Origin of the sequence: Streptomyces sp. NPDC048483 (assembly GCF_040651455.1) — a bacterium.
Lineage (GTDB): Bacteria > Actinomycetota > Actinomycetes > Streptomycetales > Streptomycetaceae > Streptomyces.
The window spans coordinates 18,593-35,095 of sequence record NZ_JBEZJZ010000031.1 but is presented as its reverse complement, the minus strand read 5'-3'; the positions used below and the strand labels follow the sequence as shown (position 1 = coordinate 35,095).

The following is a 16,503-nucleotide window of genomic DNA, read 5'->3' as shown; positions in this document are numbered from 1 at the left end:
GCGGGGCGCCCCTCCTCGCCCGCCGCATACCCTCTCTGGGTGAGTACGAACAGCACGCACAAGTGGGCCGCGGGCGCGGCGACCGGGATCGGGTCGATGCCGGGCGGTGACGCGCGGGAGGCGGCCAGGACCGTCACCGGATCGCTGGAGACCTTCCCGTATCTGCCCGAGCTCCCGGCCCGCGGGCCCGGCGCCGACATGATCGGGCGGACCCTCGGCATGCTCGTCGAGGTCTACGGCCATGTGGAGCCCAGCGGCTGGCGGATCAGCGACCGGCCGGGGCGCGACACCCGCCGCGCCCGCGCCTGGCTCGGCGAAGACCTGGATGCCCTGGAGGAGTTCACCCAGGGGTACGAGGGTCCGCTGAAGGTCTCGGCGGTCGGCCCGTGGACGCTGGCCGCCTCCCTGGAGCTGCGCAACGGCGAGGCCGCCCTCAGTGACGCCGGGGCCTGCCGCGATCTCGCGGCGTCGCTGGCGGAGGGGCTGCGCGGGCATCTCGCCGATGTACGGCGGCGGGTGCCCGGCGCCGAGGTGGTGCTGCAGCTGGACGAGCCGTCGCTGACGGCGGTGCTCCAGGGGCGGGTGAAGTCCGCCAGCGGCTACCGCACCCACCGGGCCGTGGACCGGGCGGTGGTCGAGGGCGCACTGCGTGATCTTGTCGGGGCCGCGGGGGGCGGGCCCGTCGTCGTCCACGCGTGTGCGCCCGATGTGCCGTTCGCCCTGCTGCGACGGGCCGGCGTCGCGGGCATCTCGTTCGATTTCTCGCTGCTCACCGAGCGTGAGGAGGAGGCGATCGGGGAGGCCGTCGAGGGCGGTACGGCGCTGTTCGCGGGCGTGGTGCCGGGCGTGGACGGCCGATTGTCAGACCCTGCCGGTAGCGTCATGGGTGTCAGAACGCTGTGGCGCAGGCTGGGGCTGACACCAGGGATTCTCGCCGGGTCCGTGGTCGTCACCCCGTCGTGCGGGCTCGCGAGCGCTTCGCCCGCTTATGCCCGCTCGGCCCTCGCCCACTGCGTCCGGGCGGCGAGATCACTCGCAGACAACCCTGAGTGACGGCACTCAAGGACAACGGGAGGACAAGACGGTGGCTGGCGAACAGCACGCAGCGGTATCCGATGTGCCCGCAGCGGCGCGGGAGAAGCACGCGCAGCTCGCTGAGCAGATCGAGGACCATCGCTTCCGGTACTACGTGAAGGACGCCCCGGTCGTCAGCGACGCGGAGTTCGACAAGCTGCTGCGCTCCCTGGAGGCCCTGGAGGACGAGTATCCGCAGCTGCGCACCCCGGATTCGCCGACGCAGAAGGTGGCCGGCCCGTACGCCACGGAATTCACCGAGGTCGAGCACCGCGAGCGGATGCTCTCCCTCGACAACGCCTTCGACAACGACGAGTTGGCGGCCTGGGCCGAGCGGATCGCCGGCGAGCTGGGCGGCGATCCCAAGAGCGCCGGGTACCACTTCCTGTGCGAGCTGAAGGTCGACGGCCTCGCCGTCAACCTCACTTACGAGCACGGCCGGCTGACCCGCGCCGCGACCCGCGGCGACGGCCGTACGGGCGAGGACATCACCCCCAACGTCCGCACGATCGCCGAGATCCCGCACCGCCTGAAGGGCGACCGGGTCCCCGAGCTGGTCGAGGTGCGCGGGGAGGTCTACTTCCCGATGGAGAAGTTCCTCGAGCTCAACGCACGCCTGGTCGCCGACGGCAAGCCGCCGTTCGCCAACCCCCGTAACGCCGCGGCCGGTTCGCTGCGCCAGAAGGACCCCAAGGTCACGGCGAGCCGCCCGCTGCACATGGTCGTCCACGGCACCGGTGCCCGTCAGGGCTTCGCCATCGACCGCCAGTCGCAGGCCTACGACCTGCTGCGGGAGTGGGGCCTGCCGACCGCCGCACACAACACGGTCGTCGACTCCCTGGAGGCGGTGCGCGACTTCATCGCCCACTACGGCGACCCCGTCACCCGCCGCACCGCCGTGGAGCACGAGATCGACGGCGTGGTCGTCAAGCTGGACGAGATCCCTCTCCAGGGGCGGCTGGGCTCCACGTCCCGGGCACCGCGCTGGGCGATCGCCTGGAAGTACCCGCCGGAGGAGGTCAACACCAAACTGGTCGACATCCGCGTCGGCGTCGGCCGTACGGGACGGGTCACGCCGTACGCCGTGGTCGAGCCGATCACCGTCGCCGGTTCCGAGGTGGAGTTCGCCACCCTGCACAACCAGGACGTCGTCAAGGCCAAGGGGGTCCTCATCGGGGACACCGTCGTGCTGCGCAAGGCGGGCGATGTCATCCCCGAGATCCTCGGCCCGGTCGTCGACCTGCGGGACGGCACGGAGCGGGAGTTCGTGATGCCCGCCGAGTGCCCCGAGTGCGGTACGGCCCTGCAGCCCGCCAAGGAAGGCGATATCGACCTGCGGTGCCCCAACGCCCGCGCCTGCCCCGCCCAGATCCGCGAGCGGCTGTTCTATCTGGCCGGCCGCAAATGCCTGGACATCGAGAACTTCGGCTATGTGGCGGCCACCGCGCTCAGCCGGCCCCTGGAGCCCACCGAGCCGCCGCTACAGGACGAGGGCGGTCTCTTCGGCCTCTCCATCGAACAGCTGCTGCCCATCAAGTCCCACGTCCTCGACCCCGATTCCGGTCTGCCCAAGCGCGACCCGAAGACCGGCGAGGAAAAGATCGTTACCTTCTTCGCCAACCAGAAGGGCGAGCCGAAGAAGAACGCCCTGGCCATGCTGGAGAACATCCAGGCGGCCAAGCAGCGCCCGCTGGCCCGGATCCTGACGGGGCTGTCGATCCGGCATGTCGGCCCGGTGGCGGCCGAGGCCCTGGCGCGGGAGTTCCGTTCCATCGACCGGATCCGGGACGCGAGCGAGGAGGAGCTGGCCGCCGTCGACGGCGTCGGCGCGACGATCGCCGCCTCGCTCAAGCAGTGGTTCGCCGAGGAATGGCACCAGCAGATCATCGAGAGCTGGCGGGCCGCCGGCGTCCGGATGGAGGAGGAGCAAACGGGCGAAGAGGGTCCACGTCCGCTGGAAGGCGTCACCGTCGTGGTAACGGGCACACTTCAGTCACACACCAGAGATGGCGCGAAAGAGGCCCTCCAAACCCTCGGAGCGAAGGTGACCGGTTCCGTTTCGAAGAAGACCGGTTTCGTAGTGGTGGGTGACAACCCGGGTTCGAAGTACGACAAAGCCATGCAGCTGAAGGTGCCTGTACTGGACGATGACGGCTTCGCGGTGCTGCTGGAACAGGGTCCCGAGGCGGCACGAGCGGTAGCAGTCACTCCGCCTGAGGAGGAGTGAGAAATCACCCCACTGGCGCATACCAGATTCGCCAAGGATGCCAGGTCGCATTCGGGCAACCGCAGCCGATCGCTGCCCGTAGTGGCCCTGGGCGGCCTACTGTTGAGGTGTGCGCCTGCCGTGGCGCGGGCACAGCCGGCTGTGAGAGGGATCGGAATGAAACCGACCGACAGCGCCGCTCCGGCGTCGCGGCTCCAGCGGTTCGTCGTGCCCGCGCTGCCCGCGGCCATCCTCGTCGTGGCGGGCCTCGCGCTCGCCACGGGCGTCATCCGCACCCTCGGCGACGGTGATGCGCTGTTCCCCGGGGGGCCCCTCGGCTGGTCGCTGGCGATCCTCACCGGCGTCATCGTCGGCCACCTGGTCGCCCTCGGCCGGGACCGCTGGTGGGGCGGTACGGGTTCCGGCGCCGCCCTCGCCCTCGCCGTACTGCTCCTGTACGGCTGGGTGCCCGCCACCCTCATCAGCCTCGCGGTCGTCGTCCTGGTGGGCGCCGCCCGCAGACACCGCTGGCGACAGGCCGTGCTGCACGGTGCCGTGGACATCCTCGGCATCGGCGCCGCCGCGCTCGGCCTGGCCGTGTTCGGCATCGACGCCACCGTCCGCCATCCCTGGGAACCGCAGGCCTGGGACCTGAGCGTCCTCCCCGAGGTCCTCACCGCGGCCGGCGGCTACCTCCTCGTCAGCCGCGCCCTTCTCTGGTTCACCCTGGCGCCGCGCACCGGCGGCCTGCCCACCATCGCCCGAACGGCCGTGGTGCGGCAGGTCCTCGTCGGCATCGCCCTGCTCGGCATCTCCCCGCTGATAGCCGTCTGCGCCGTCCACGCGCCGCTGCTGCTGCCGCTGTTCGCGGTACCGCTCATCGCACTGGACTCCACCCTGTGGATCGCCCGCGCCCGTGCCGAGGAGCAGCTGCGCGACCCGCTCACCGGACTGCCCAACCGCCAGTGGCTCCTGGAGCGCACCTGGACCGCGCTGGACGACGCCGAGCGGGTCGGCGCCCGCTCCGCCCTCGTCCTCATCGACCTCGACCGCTTCCGTTCCGTCAACGACACCCTCGGCCACCTCGCCGGCGACCGCCTGCTCCTGCAGATCGCCGACCGGCTGCGGCACGCCCTGCCACGCGGTGCCGAGGCGGCCCGGCTCGGCGGCGACGAGTTCGCCGTCCTGCTGCCCACCACCGACTCCCTCACCAGCTCCCAGCGTGTGGCGCGCCACCTCGTCGCGGCCCTGGGATCCCCGCTGGACCTCGACGGTCTGACCCTCGTACTGGAAGCCAGTGCGGGGGTCGCCGTCTTCCCCGACCACGCCCTGGACGCCGAAGGGCTGTTGCGGCGCGCCGATGTGGCGATGTACCAGGCCAAGCGGGACCGCAGCGGCGTGGAGCTCTACGAGGCCAAGCGGGACGGCAACACCCCCGACCGGCTCGGCCTGTTGGGCGACCTGCGCCGCGCCCTGGACGCCGGCGACGTCGAGCTGCACTACCAGCCCAAGGTCGGCTTCGACGGGCATGTCGCCGGGCTGGAGGCACTGGTCCGCTGGGTACACCCGGACCGTGGCAGAGTCCCACCGGACGAATTCATCGCCATCGCCGAGTCCTCCGGGCTCATGCCACGGCTGACGGAGTACGTCCTGGAGACCGCCCTCGCCCAGGTGGCGCGCTGGCGCGCAATGGGCCTCGAGGTGCCGGTCGCGGTCAATGTCTCACCGCGCGATGTGCACTCGCCCGGCTTCGCCGGCGCGGTCGCCGCCCGCCTGGCCCGGCACCGCGTCCCACCGGGCGCCCTCCAGCTGGAGATAACCGAACACGTCCTCCTGGAGGACCCGCAGCGCGCCGCCGACACCCTCGCCGGCCTCACCGCCCACGGCGTGAAGATGTCCCTCGACGACTTCGGCACCGGTTACTCCTCCCTCGTCCATCTGCGGCGCCTCCCGGTCAGCGAGCTCAAGATCGACCGCTCCTTCGTGGCCCGGCTGGCCGTCGACAACGAGGATGCCGAGATCGTCCGCTGCACCCTCGACCTCGCCCACTCCCTCGGCCTCCTGGTCGTCGCCGAGGGCGTCGAGGACGACGAGACCTGGGAGCGGCTGCGGGACCTGGGCTGTGACGCCGTACAGGGCTGGCTGGTGGCGGCCGCGATGCCGCCGGACGAGACCACGGCCTGGCTGAGGGCCCGCGGCGAGCACGGCTGGCACCGCGAATCGGAGACGGCCGCCCTGGCGGCGGAGAAGGCAGCCAAGAGCCCTTCGGGACAGGTCCTGAACTGACCCGGCCACCGGCCGTCCCGTGTCCCCGCTCCGAAGACACCTCGCAGGACCAGCCCTCGCAGGCCCCGACACCGCAGGACCAGCCACCGCAGGACCAGCCCTCGCAGGCCCCGACACCGCAGGACCAGCCACCGCAGGATCCGCCACCACAGGACCCGTCCGGCGAGTCCGACGATTCCGACGGGCCCGCCGACGCGGCCGAGTCCGTCGGCTCCTCCGAGCCGGGCGCCACCGGCCCGGAGGCCGAGGACCCGCCGCACGGCTAGCGGGCCCGTCCGGCCCCCGTACCGGCCCCGCCCCGCGCATTCCGCACCGTTCCGCGGAATGCGTTTCGGACAGCTCTCCCCTACGCCATAGGATTGGGCCGGAAAAGTTCACAGGAGCATCGGAGCATTCACCAGAACACTCCACTCGAAACGCCTCACCTGGAACATTTCGCCCAGAACACTCCGCCCAGAACACCAGAGGATCGCTGCATGCCTGGCATCACGCGCGAGGAGGTCGCTCACCTCGCCCGGCTGGCACGTCTGGAGCTGAAGGCAGAAGAGCTCGACCACTTCGCCGGACAGCTCGACGACATCATCGGCGCGGTCGCCCGCGTCTCCGAGGTCGCCGACCAAGACGTACCGCCGACCTCCCACCCGCTGCCCCTGACCAACGTCATGCGGCCGGACGAGGTCCGTCCGTCGCTGACCCCCGAGCAGGCGCTCTCCGGCGCCCCGGCCCAGGAGCAGCAGCGTTTCAAGGTGCCGCAGATCCTGGGGGAGGAGTGACCGACATGGCAGACCTGATCAAGCTCACCGCCGCCGAGATCGCGGCGAAGATCGCCGCCGGCGAGCTCACCGCCGTCGAGGTGACCGAGGCCCACCTGGCGCGCATCGAGGCCGTCGACGAGAAGGTGCACGCCTTCCTGCACATCGACCGCGAGGGCGCGCTCGCCCAGGCCCGTGCCGTGGACGAGAAGAAGGCCCGCGGCGAGAAGCTCGGCCCGCTGGCCGGCGTCCCGCTCGCGCTCAAGGACATCTTCACGACGGAGGGCATTCCCACCACCGTCGGCTCCAAGATCCTCGAGGGCTGGCTGCCGCCGTACGACGCGACCGTGACCAAGAGGCTCAAGGCCGCCGACGTCGTCATCCTCGGCAAGACCAACATGGACGAGTTCGCCATGGGGTCCTCCACCGAGAACAGCGCCTACGGGCCGACCGGCAACCCCTGGGACCTGACCAAGATCCCCGGCGGCTCCGGCGGCGGTTCCTCCGCCGCGCTCGCCTCCTTCCAGGCCCCGCTCGCCATCGGCACGGACACCGGCGGCTCCATCCGCCAGCCCGCCGCCGTCACCGGCACGGTCGGCGTCAAGCCCACCTACGGCGGTGTGTCGCGGTACGGCATGGTGGCGTTCTCGTCCTCCCTCGACCAGGGCGGCCCCTGTGCCCGTACGGTCCTGGACACCGCGCTGCTCCACGAGGCGATCGCGGGCCACGACCCCCTCGACTCCACCTCCATCGACGCGCCCGTTCCGCCGGTGGTCGAGGCCGCGCGCAACGGCAGCGTCGCGGGCATGCGGGTCGGCGTCGTCAAGCAGTTCCGCGGCGAGGGCTACCAGTCCGGTGTGCTGCAGCGCTTCGACGAGTCGGTCGCGCTGATGAAGGAGCTGGGCGCCGAGATCGTCGAGCTGGACTGCCCGTCCTTCGACCTGGCGCTGGCCGCGTACTACCTGATCGCGCCGTCCGAGTGCTCCTCCAACCTCGCCCGCTTCGACGCCATGCGCTACGGCCTGCGGGTCGGCGACGACGGCACGAAGTCCGCCGAGGACGTCACCGCCCTCACCCGTGAGGCCGGCTTCGGCCCCGAGGTCAAGCGCCGCATCATGCTCGGTACGTACGCCCTCAGCTCCGGCTACTACGACGCGTACTACGGCAGCGCCCAGAAGGTCCGGACGCTGATCACCCGCGACTTCGAGAAGGCCTTCGAGCAGGTCGACGTGATCGTCTCCCCGACGACGCCGACCACCGCCTTCCCGATCGGCGAGCGCGTCGACGACCCGATGGCGATGTACCTCGCCGATGTGTGCACGCTCCCCGCCAACCTTGCGGGCAACGCGGCCATGTCGCTGCCCTGCGGCCTGGCGCCGGAGGACGGCCTGCCGGTCGGTCTCCAGATCGTCGCCCCCGCCATGAAGGACGACCGGCTCTACAAGGTCGGTGCCGCGGTCGAGGCCGCGTTCGCCGCCAAGTGGGGTCATCCGCTGCTCGAGGAGGCACCTGCACTGTGAGTGGAAAGCTTGCCAAGGCCAAGGGCTTCAAGAAGTCCAAGCCCGGTACGTACCTGTCCATCGGCACCACGCTGTTCGGCGCGGTGAGCGTCGTCAAGCAGGCGAAGAAGGCCCGGACGGAGCAGGACACGCTCCAGCTGGTCGACGCCGTCGTCTCCGCCGCCGCCATCGTCACCGGCGTCGCCCTGCTCATCCGCGAACTGCGCCGTCTGGGCGACGACGACGTCCTCGCGGACTGACCGGCGCCGGACCTGAGAGGTTAGTTTCACCGTGACTGTCACCGACCTGGTGTCGTACGAGGACGCGCTGGCCACCTACGACCCCGTCATGGGGCTCGAGGTGCATGTCGAACTCGGCACCAAGACCAAGATGTTCTGCGGGTGTTCCACGTCCCTGGGCGCCGACGCCAACTCGCAGACCTGCCCCACGTGCCTGGGCCTGCCCGGCTCGCTGCCGGTCGTCAACGCGATCGGCGTCGAGTCCGCCGTCAAGATCGGCCTGGCCCTGAACTGCTCCATCGCCGAGTGGTGCCGCTTCGCCCGGAAGAACTACTTCTATCCGGACATGCCGAAGAACTTCCAGACCTCCCAGTACGACGAGCCGATCGCCTTCGACGGCTACCTCGACGTACAGCTGGAGGACGGGGAGATCTTCCGGGTGCAGATCGAGCGCGCCCACATGGAGGAGGACACCGGCAAGTCGACGCACGTCGGCGGTGCCACCGGCCGCATCCACGGCGCCCGGCACTCCCTGCTGGACTACAACCGCGCCGGCATCCCGCTCATCGAGATCGTCACCAAGCCCATCGAGGGTGCGGGCGAGCGGGCCCCCGAGGTCGCCAAGGCGTACGTCGCCGAGCTGCGCGAGCTCATCAAGGCGCTCGGCGTCTCCGAGGCCCGTATGGAGCAGGGCCAGATGCGCTGCGACGTGAACCTCTCGCTGCGCCCCAAGGGCAGGGAGAAGTTCGGCACCCGCTCGGAGACCAAGAACGTCAACTCGCTGCGGTCCGTGGAGCGCGCCGCCCGCTTCGAGATCCAGCGCCACGCCGCGGTGCTGTCCTCGGGCGGCACGATCGTCCAGGAGACCCGTCACTTCCACGAGGAGGACGGCTCCACGACGGCCGGCCGCATCAAGGAAGAGGCCGAGGACTACCGCTACTTCCCCGAGCCGGACCTGGTGCCGGTGGCGCCGAGCCGCGAGTGGGTCGAGGAGCTGCGCGGGACCCTGCCCGAGCTTCCCCGTGTCCGCCGTAACCGGCTGCGCGAGGAGTGGGGCATCTCCGAGCACGACATGCAGTCCATCCTCAACGCCGGTGCGGTCGACCTGATCACCGCCACCGTCGAGGCCGGTGCGGACTCCGCCGCGGCCCGCAAGTGGTGGATGGGCGAACTGGCCCGCCGCGCCAACGAGGAGGGCGTGGAGCCGGCCGCCCTGGCCATCACCCCCGCCCAGGTCGCCCGGGTCACCGCCCTGGTGGCCGACGGCTCCCTCAACGACAAGCTGGCCCGCCAGACCATCGAGGGCGTGCTCGCGGGCGAGGGCGACCCGGACACCGTCGTCGAGAAGCGCGGCCTGAAGGTCGTCTCGGACGAGGGGGCCCTGGGCACCGCCGTCGACGAGGCCATCGCCGCCAACGCCGCCATCGCCGACAAGATCCGCGGTGGCAAGGTCGCCGCGGCCGGTGCCCTGGTGGGCGCGGTCATGAAGGCGACGCGCGGGCAGGCGGACGCGGCCCGGGTGCGGGAACTGATTCTGGAGAAGCTGGGCGTGGAGGGCTGAACGGCCTTTCCGCCCGCACACTGAACGGCCGCCCTTTCCGAGGGATTTTCTCGGGGAGGGCGGCCGTTTGTGTCTATCGGGCGGCGCGCGGCCTGGACCTTAACCCAGCAGTCTGAGGCAGCCGAGGGCAACCAGGAAGGCAATGGCCGCCGAGCACGCCAGCAACGCTCTGTCCTTGCGCCATCCCACGATCGCCAGGACGGTGCAACCCACCGCGACCGGAGCGAGCATCATGACGGGGCCCAGTCCGGGGCGGCCTTTGATGATGCCGGTGACAAGCGCAAGGAGAATCAAGAGCGTCATCATGCTGAGCATGAGGACGCTGCTGCTCATGGCGCGCTTGCGGTAGAGACTCATGTGTTCCGTCTGTACCTCTCTTTGAGGAGGGTCGGGCGCTTCACGCCGAGAGGCCGAACGCTGCGCCTTGCAGAGCCCCCCGGGTTCATGTCATGCGCATGTTGCCTCCCTCATCCTGCGCTTTTGATCGCCTGACGGTCCAGCGGGAGCGCCGATTGCCCGGATACGCTGCGGAAAGGTGGTTCGAGTATCGATTTCCGGCCGGGGAATACCGGAGTCCCGTCCGCTGCTGAGGCGAGGGGCGACAAGATCGCTTCGTCTGAAGCTGAGCAGTGAACGGTACACAACGGACATCGGGTAGGGATCATGCAGCAGGACGCGCGCAGCACTCTCGCCGCGCAGATCGCACGGATCGGCCGGGTCGGAGTCTGGCACGGCGGGCTCGGCCGGGTCTCGGCCGTCACGGCACGCCAATCCGCGGCCGAGATCGAGCAACTGGGTTACGGCGCCCTGTGGTTCGGAGAAGCCCAGGCGACCAAAGAGGCATTCAGCCACGCCGGTCTGCTTCTGGCGGCCACCGAGCGGATCACCATCGCCACCGGTATCGCCAACATCTGGGTACGGGACGCCACGGCCATGAACGCCGCCGCGCACACCCTGGCCGAGGCGTACGACGGCCGCTTCCTGCTCGGCCTCGGGGCCAGCCATGCCCCGCAGGTGAACGGACGCGGCCATACGTACGCAAAGCCGCTCGCCGCGATGCGGGGGTATCTCGACGCGATGGACGCGGCCCCGTACGACGCTCCCGTGGGCGAGCGGCCGTTCGCCCGGGTCCTGGCGGCGCTCGGCCCCAAGATGCTGGAACTGGCCGCCGAGCGGGCCGCGGGCGTGCACCCGTACTTCGTGACCCCGGCGCACACGGCCAAGGCCCGCGAGGTCCTCGGCGAGGGGCCGCTGCTCGCCCCCGAACAGGCCGTACTGCTGGAGCCCGACCCGACGACCGCCCGTGCGCTGGCCCGGGAGCACCACCTCGGCTTCTATCTCGCCCTGCCGAACTACGTGAACAGCCTGCGCCGACTCGGCTTCGAGGACGACGACTTCACCGGCGGCGGCAGCGACCGGCTGGTCGATGCGATCGTGGCCTGGGGCGACGCGGACGCGATCCGGCGGCGTGTACAGGAACACCACGACGCGGGCGCCGACCATGTGGCCATCCAGCCGGTGGCCGCGGACCGCGGCCTGGGCCTGGACCAACTCCGGGAGCTGGCACCGGCGTTGACCGAACTCTGAGGGTCGCCCTCAGCCCACCACGTCCGCGACGAAGGCGGCCCAGGCGGCAGCCCTGACGCTGAGCGCCGGGCCGCCGGGGGTCTTGGAGTCGCGGACGTGGATGGCCTGGGGGGAGGCGGCGACCTCGATGCAGTCGCCGCCTTCGCTGCCGCTGTAGCTGGACTTGCGCCAGTCGTAGGCAACCTCCAGGCAGGCGCCGCCCTGGTCGCTGCTGTAGCTGGACTTGCGCCAGTCGTAGGCGACCTCGATGCAGTCGCCGCCTTCGTCGCTGCTGTAGCTGGACTTGAACCAAGCGAGGGCGTCGGCGACGGTGTGCAGGGCTGCTGCGTTGGTCATGACTCTCCTAGCAGATCGTCCAGCAGACCCATGCTTTCGTCGGGGGTGAGGGCCTGCGACCGCAGCATCCCATACTTCTGTTGGTACACACTGACCTCATCTGGGTCATCGACCAGGAAGCTGACGCGCTGTGTCTCGATGTAGGCGACGTGATCGTGTTCCGGTGTTTCCAGCACAATCATCGGCCCAGCGAGACCAGCATGGGTGCGTTCCGTCGGCATGATCTGCAGCCCGAGAAAGGGTAGTTCGGCGCACCTCCGCAAGTATCGGATCTGCTCGCGCATTACCTCGGGGCCGCCAACGGGGCGATGCAGCATCACCTCCTCCAGGACGAAGTTCATCATCGGAGGCGTGGGCTCGCGTTCGAAGACCTTCTGGCGGTTGAGACGAGCTGAGAGCCGCTCCTCCGCCAACTCTTCACTGATCGGCGGGTATAGGCAGGAGAAGAGCGCTCGGGCGTATTCCCCGGTCTGGAGCAGCCCAGGGATCACCGAGTTCTGATACGAGAGCAGCGTCAGCGCCTCGTCCTCGTGCTCCAGCAGATCTTGTACGAACGCAGGCAGCTTCTCCCGCTCCGGGACGTTCGACACCGCGACCGCCAACGCGCCCTTGGTGTCGAGGAGTTCATCGAGCGTCTCGGCCAGATCGATCTTCAGCGCTCTGCGCCCCTGCTCGATCGAGCCGATGGTGTCCTCGTGCAGCCCCACCGCCTCGGCCAGCGCCGGTTGTGTCAACCGGGCTGCCTTCCGGAAGTGACTCAGCTGGGCTCCGATCACGTGCCAGGACGTGATCCGCTTCCGTTTGCTCACCGGGTGCATGCGCGTTGCCTTCCCCCCGTTGTGACTGACTGATGCGGCACGGAGTCGTACAACGAATCTGTACGACTTCACGCTGTGGCTCAGTCTAGTGACGCACTGTGACAGTGGCGTCATGCAAAAGGAGATTCAGGCCGTCCGGATCCGCACCGCGTACTACCGCCGCGACCGCCGATCCGTGCGGCTGGCCAGGGAGTTCGCCCGTAATGCACTCGTTGGCTGGGGCGTCCGGCGCCGGGTGGAAGACGTCGTGCTCTGTGTGAGCGAACTGGCCACCAACGCCCTGCTGCACGGCGTCCCGCCCGGGCGCGGCTACCGGCTGTGGCTGGCGCTCGGGGCGGAGGACGGGGTGCTGCGCGTCGAGGTGCACGACAGCGGTGACGGGGAGCCGCGGATGCCGGAGTGGGACGGTGTGACCGAGGGGGAGTCCGGTCGGGGGTTGTGGCTGGTGTCCATGCTCGCGGACAAGTGGGGAGTCGAGGAGCGCGGGCCGGGGAAGATCGTGTGGTGTGAGTGGTAGCCCGGTAGATGGCGATAAGTTCGGTAGGGGATGAATTAAAGGCAGTTCGCACACGAGGCCGCTTTGTGGGGAAGTCCACAAAGCGGCCTATGGATCTTTTCGGGCTGCCACCCTGCTCCCCGAGGTGGGCCCGGCAGACCGTTGGGTACCCCTTTTCCGTACATCCGCTCATCCGCGCTCGGCACCACCCGTCACCCCGGGAGTTATCGACGCTCGACCCGGGAAGCAGACGACGAGGTCCGTGACCGCTCTGGCTCGGTGGTGTTTCAGGCGCCGCATGGTGGTGATCGTTCTCTGGCTCGCCGCGTTTGCGGGGGTCGCCGTGGCCGCGGGGGTGGCGGGATCGGCGTACTCGTCCGACTACGAGGTCCCCGGGACCGAGTCCGGGCAGGCCGGCGCCCTGATGGCGAAGGCGTTCCCCGGGCAGTCCGGGGACAGCGACAGCATCGTGTGGCACACGGACGCGGGGTCGGTGCGGGCCAAGGCCGTCAAGAAACGGATGACGCACGCCTTGCGGGAGGTCGCGCGGCTGCCCGGGGTCTCCGAGGTGCAGGGGCCCTACCGGCAGGCGGACAACCCCCACCGCGCATCCCACCGCGCATCCCACAGCGACTCCCGCAACGGCTCTCGTCAGCAGCGGCAGATCAGCGAGGACGGCCACACCGCCTACGCCACCGTCGTCTTCGACCGGCCGGCCGACGAGCTGCACGCGGGCCAGGTCAAGAAGGTCGTGGACACCGCGCGGGCCGCCGCCGGCGACGGCCTCCAGGTGGAGCTCGGCGGCGCCGGGATCGCGCTGACCGAGGCGCCGCGCGCCCAGCTGCCGGAAGTCATCGGGCTGTGCGCGGCGGGCGTGGTGCTCTTTCTGGCCTTCGGGTCGCTCGCCGCGACCTTCCTGCCGATCATCACCGCGCTGGCCGCCGTCGGCACCGCCTCGGCCGGGATCACCCTGCTCGGCCACGTCATGACCGTCGCCGACTTCGCCCCGATGCTGGGCATGCTGATCGGCCTCGGAGTCGGCATCGACTATGCGCTGTTCATCGTCACGCGGCACCGGAAGGGCCTGCGGGCAGGGCTGTCCGTCCAGGAGGCCGCGGAACGGGCCGTGTCGGTGTCCGGGCGGGCGGTCGTCTTCGCGGGCGCCACGGTGTGCATCGCGCTGCTCGGCATGCTGGTCCTGCGGCTGGGTTTCCTCAACGGTGTTGCCCTCGCCGCCTCGCTCACCGTCGTCCTGACCGTCGCCGCCTCCGTCACCCTGCTGCCCGCGCTGCTCGGGCTGATCGGGATGCGGGCCCTCGGCCGCCGCGAGCGCCGGCGGCTGGCGGAGCGCGGGCCGCGGCCCGAACATCCCGCCGGCATCGCCGCCCGCTGGGCCTCCTTCGTCGAGCGGCACCCCAAACTGCTGGGCGTGATCGCGGCCGCCGTCATGACCGTCCTGGCGCTCCCCACGCTCGGCCTCCACCTCGGCACCTCCGACCAGGGCAACAATCCGGCCACCTCGACGACCCGTAAGGCGTACGACCTGCTGGCGGGCGACGGCGGCCAGGGCGACGCCACCCACGGCGCCGGCACCCGGAGCGGCTTCGGCCCCGGCTTCAACGGTCCGCTGACGCTGGTCGGCAGCCTGGACGGCCCCAAGGACCGGCTGGCCTTCGGCGCGCTGCCGCACCGGCTGCGCGAAGTGCCCGGCGTCGCGCAGGTCGACGGACCCGAGTTCGACGGCGCCCGCAGCACCGGCGTGATCACGGTCGTACCGGACAGCTCCCCGCAGTCCCGGCAGACGTCGGGCCTGGTGCAGCGGCTGCGCCAGGACGTCCTCCCGGAGGCCGCGGACGGCACGACGATGCGGGTGTACGTCGGCGGGATCACCGCGAGCTACGACGACTTCGCGTCCCTCATCGTCGGGAAACTGCCGCTCTTCGTCGGCGTCGTCATCGCGCTGGGATCGGTCCTGCTCCTGCTGGCCTTCCGGAGCATCGGCATCCCGGTGAAAGCCGCGCTGATGAACCTCGCGGCGGTCGCCTCGTCCTTCGGGATCGTCGTCGCGATCTTCCAGTGGGGCTGGGGGAGCGAGCTGCTCGGGCTGGGCAGCGCCGGGCCGGTCGAACCGTTCCTGCCGGTCATCATGGTGTCGGTGCTCTTCGGCCTCTCCATGGACTACCAGGTGTTCCTGGTGAGCCGGATGTACGAGGAGTGGCAGCTGACGCACGACAACCGGCGGGCGGTACGGGTCGGCCTCGCCGAGACCAGCCGGGTGATCAACTCCGCGGCGGTCATCATGATCGCGGTGTTCTCGGCCTTCGTCCTCAGTGGCGACCGGATCATCGCGATGTTCGGGATCGGACTGGCCGCGGCCGTCGCCCTGGACGCCTTTGTGCTCCGTACGCTGCTCGTCCCCGCCCTGATGCACATGCTCGGCGGCGCCAACTGGTGGCTCCCCTCCTGGCTGGACCGCAGGCTGCCCCGGATCAGCATCGAACCGCCACCGGAAGACAACGATCCGGTCACTCCGTCCACCCCGCAGGACGGGGAGAACCCGCTGGTGAGGGCGTAGGACACGGGACCTGCCGGGGGCGCGTCGCGGTGCGCCGCCCGCCCCCTGCCCCGGCTCTCATCGGACTCTCAGACGCGGCACCTACGGTCGCGCCCATGGGAACGACGACGGAATCGACGACCAAGGACCAGCGCACCGACGACGAGACCGCCCCGGAGGAGGGCGCGGCCCCGGAGACCGCCGACGGCACGGGCACGGAACCGGCGGATGCCGCCGTCCCGGCCGAGGGGGAGGCCGACGGCACCAACGACGCGGAGGAGGCCGGCCGGCCCGCCACCGAGGTCGGCGCCGGTGCCGGCGCAGTGGTGGCCGCCGGGCTCGGCCTCGCGTCCCTCACCGGCACCTGGCTCGGCACCCTGATGTCCGAGCGGCAGAAGCTGGTGGGGCAGATCAGCCTCCAGGCAGGCAAGGCCACCGACCCGATCGCCGCCGGTTTCTCCGGCCCCTGGCACATGACCGCCCTGGTCAACGGCATCTTCGGGCTGCTCGCGGTGATCGCCGCCACGGTGGTGCTGGCCCGGACGCGCGCCACCTGGGTACGGGCCGTCGCCTGGGGCGGACTGGCGCTCGGCGTGCTCGGCATCCTCATCGCGGCGGGCATGTACCTCGACCTGTTCGCGAGCCTGCCCAGCATCCCTAAGGGCCCCGCGCCGGGTGCCTGAGTCCCGTACGGATGACGGCGCCGGTCTCTGAGTCCCCCGCGGGCGGCCCGCACGGTTTCTAAGGACCGTACGGGCCGCCCCGCGGGTTTCTAAGTCCCGTACGGGCACAGAGATCGGGAACTCTCCCGATGCGGCGGACCCCCCTTGGCGACGAGTCTTGAGGACGTCAGCAAGCCGTCCGACATCGTCGTCAGGAGAGATTCCATGTACCCCTCCGAGCTGGAAGTACGGGTCCGTTACGAGGAGCTGCGCCGCGTGGCCGACCGGGAGCGTCTGGTGCGCGAGGCGACCGAGGGCCGGCGCGCCGCGGTCCGTTCCGCGGAGAACGAACCCGGAGGGCGGGTGAGCCGTAAGCGGGGCCGGTGGGCGCGGATCCGCCGCGCCGCCGCCTGATCCTCCCCAAGGTCGTGAG

At 70.5% G+C, this 16,503-nt stretch carries 15 protein-coding genes; 12 read left to right on the top strand and 3 right to left on the bottom strand.

Annotation, left to right across the window (positions count from 1 at the left end):
- Nucleotides 1-39: 39 nt before the first annotated feature.
- From AB0D04_RS18385 to gatB, 7 genes are all read left to right on the top strand, one after another.
- On the top strand, nucleotides 40-1,053 hold the full coding sequence (locus AB0D04_RS18385) for a methionine synthase (protein ID WP_362704108.1): 1,014 nt from the start codon (nucleotides 40-42) through the stop codon (nucleotides 1,051-1,053).
- A 31-nt stretch (nucleotides 1,054-1,084) separates the two neighbouring features.
- Nucleotides 1,085-3,301, top strand: a complete 2,217-nt coding sequence (gene ligA, locus AB0D04_RS18380) for an NAD-dependent DNA ligase LigA (protein WP_362704106.1) — start codon at nucleotides 1,085-1,087, stop codon at nucleotides 3,299-3,301.
- A gap of 156 nt (nucleotides 3,302-3,457) precedes the next feature.
- A complete protein-coding gene (locus AB0D04_RS18375; RefSeq protein ID WP_362704104.1) occupies nucleotides 3,458-5,566 on the top strand; it encodes a bifunctional diguanylate cyclase/phosphodiesterase in 2,109 nt (702 codons plus the stop codon).
- Between the two features lie 476 nt (nucleotides 5,567-6,042).
- Nucleotides 6,043-6,339 carry an Asp-tRNA(Asn)/Glu-tRNA(Gln) amidotransferase subunit GatC gene (gene gatC / locus AB0D04_RS18370; RefSeq protein ID WP_006602950.1) on the top strand — a complete coding sequence of 99 codons (297 nt, stop codon included), beginning with the start codon at nucleotides 6,043-6,045 and terminating at the stop codon, nucleotides 6,337-6,339.
- Nucleotides 6,336-7,838 (top strand): Asp-tRNA(Asn)/Glu-tRNA(Gln) amidotransferase subunit GatA, encoded by a 1,503-nt coding sequence (gene gatA, locus AB0D04_RS18365; protein ID WP_362704102.1) that lies wholly within the window; start codon nucleotides 6,336-6,338, stop codon nucleotides 7,836-7,838. The genes gatC and gatA overlap by 4 nt, the downstream gene beginning before the upstream one ends.
- On the top strand, nucleotides 7,835-8,077 hold the full coding sequence (locus AB0D04_RS18360) for a hypothetical protein (RefSeq protein ID WP_362704099.1): 243 nt from the start codon (nucleotides 7,835-7,837) through the stop codon (nucleotides 8,075-8,077). The genes gatA and AB0D04_RS18360 overlap by 4 nt, the downstream gene beginning before the upstream one ends.
- Nucleotides 8,078-8,108: 31 nt before the next feature.
- Nucleotides 8,109-9,617, top strand: a complete 1,509-nt coding sequence (gatB, locus tag AB0D04_RS18355) for an Asp-tRNA(Asn)/Glu-tRNA(Gln) amidotransferase subunit GatB (RefSeq protein ID WP_362704097.1) — start codon at nucleotides 8,109-8,111, stop codon at nucleotides 9,615-9,617.
- Nucleotides 9,618-9,716: 99 nt separating this feature from the next.
- On the opposite strand, the gene AB0D04_RS18350 is transcribed toward gatB, so the two are convergent.
- Complete coding sequence (locus AB0D04_RS18350) at nucleotides 9,717-9,974, bottom strand: hypothetical protein (RefSeq protein ID WP_362704094.1); 258 nt, start codon at nucleotides 9,972-9,974, stop codon at nucleotides 9,717-9,719.
- 306 nt (nucleotides 9,975-10,280) lie between these two features.
- On the opposite strand from AB0D04_RS18350, the gene AB0D04_RS18345 reads away from it, so the two are divergent.
- On the top strand, nucleotides 10,281-11,204 hold the full coding sequence (locus AB0D04_RS18345) for an LLM class F420-dependent oxidoreductase (RefSeq protein WP_362704093.1): 924 nt from the start codon (nucleotides 10,281-10,283) through the stop codon (nucleotides 11,202-11,204).
- Nucleotides 11,205-11,213: 9 nt separating this feature from the next.
- Here AB0D04_RS18345 and AB0D04_RS18340 read toward each other — a convergent pair whose 3' ends face one another.
- Both AB0D04_RS18340 and AB0D04_RS18335 read right to left on the bottom strand, forming a co-directional pair.
- Entirely contained in the window at nucleotides 11,214-11,540 is a 327-nt protein-coding gene (locus AB0D04_RS18340; RefSeq protein ID WP_362704090.1) for a DUF397 domain-containing protein, read from the bottom strand.
- Nucleotides 11,537-12,358 (bottom strand): helix-turn-helix transcriptional regulator, encoded by an 822-nt coding sequence (locus AB0D04_RS18335; protein ID WP_362704088.1) that lies wholly within the window; start codon nucleotides 12,356-12,358, stop codon nucleotides 11,537-11,539. The genes AB0D04_RS18340 and AB0D04_RS18335 overlap by 4 nt, the downstream gene beginning before the upstream one ends.
- Nucleotides 12,359-12,470: 112 nt before the next feature.
- Between AB0D04_RS18335 and AB0D04_RS18330 the strand changes: the two genes are divergently transcribed.
- From AB0D04_RS18330 to AB0D04_RS18315, 4 genes are all read left to right on the top strand, one after another.
- Nucleotides 12,471-12,875, top strand: coding sequence for an ATP-binding protein (locus AB0D04_RS18330; RefSeq protein ID WP_362704085.1), 405 nt, complete (start codon nucleotides 12,471-12,473; stop codon nucleotides 12,873-12,875).
- A 241-nt stretch (nucleotides 12,876-13,116) separates the two neighbouring features.
- Nucleotides 13,117-15,429, top strand: a complete 2,313-nt coding sequence (locus tag AB0D04_RS18325; RefSeq protein ID WP_362704084.1) for an MMPL family transporter — start codon at nucleotides 13,117-13,119, stop codon at nucleotides 15,427-15,429.
- A gap of 95 nt (nucleotides 15,430-15,524) precedes the next feature.
- Nucleotides 15,525-16,091, top strand: coding sequence for a hypothetical protein (locus tag AB0D04_RS18320; RefSeq protein WP_362704082.1), 567 nt, complete (start codon nucleotides 15,525-15,527; stop codon nucleotides 16,089-16,091).
- 204 nt (nucleotides 16,092-16,295) lie between these two features.
- Complete coding sequence (locus tag AB0D04_RS18315) at nucleotides 16,296-16,484, top strand: hypothetical protein (RefSeq protein WP_362704080.1); 189 nt, start codon at nucleotides 16,296-16,298, stop codon at nucleotides 16,482-16,484.
- Nucleotides 16,485-16,503: the final 19 nt, after the last annotated feature.

Excerpts from the sequence above, each read along its gene's own strand:
- AB0D04_RS18320 (WP_362704082.1), top strand. The coding sequence starts at position 15,525 with ATGGGAACGACGACGGAATCGACGACCAAGGACCAGCGCACCGACGAC.
- AB0D04_RS18315 (WP_362704080.1), top strand. The coding sequence starts at position 16,296 with ATGTACCCCTCCGAGCTGGAAGTACGGGTCCGTTACGAGGAGCTGCGC.
- AB0D04_RS18340 (WP_362704090.1), bottom strand. The coding sequence starts at position 11,540 with ATGACCAACGCAGCAGCCCTGCACACCGTCGCCGACGCCCTCGCTTGG.
- AB0D04_RS18345 (WP_362704093.1), top strand. The coding sequence starts at position 10,281 with ATGCAGCAGGACGCGCGCAGCACTCTCGCCGCGCAGATCGCACGGATC.
- AB0D04_RS18335 (WP_362704088.1), bottom strand. The coding sequence starts at position 12,358 with ATGCACCCGGTGAGCAAACGGAAGCGGATCACGTCCTGGCACGTGATC.
- AB0D04_RS18350 (WP_362704094.1), bottom strand. The coding sequence starts at position 9,974 with ATGAGTCTCTACCGCAAGCGCGCCATGAGCAGCAGCGTCCTCATGCTC.
- gatC (WP_006602950.1), top strand. The coding sequence starts at position 6,043 with ATGCCTGGCATCACGCGCGAGGAGGTCGCTCACCTCGCCCGGCTGGCA.
- AB0D04_RS18330 (WP_362704085.1), top strand. The coding sequence starts at position 12,471 with ATGCAAAAGGAGATTCAGGCCGTCCGGATCCGCACCGCGTACTACCGC.
- AB0D04_RS18375 (WP_362704104.1), top strand. The coding sequence starts at position 3,458 with ATGAAACCGACCGACAGCGCCGCTCCGGCGTCGCGGCTCCAGCGGTTC.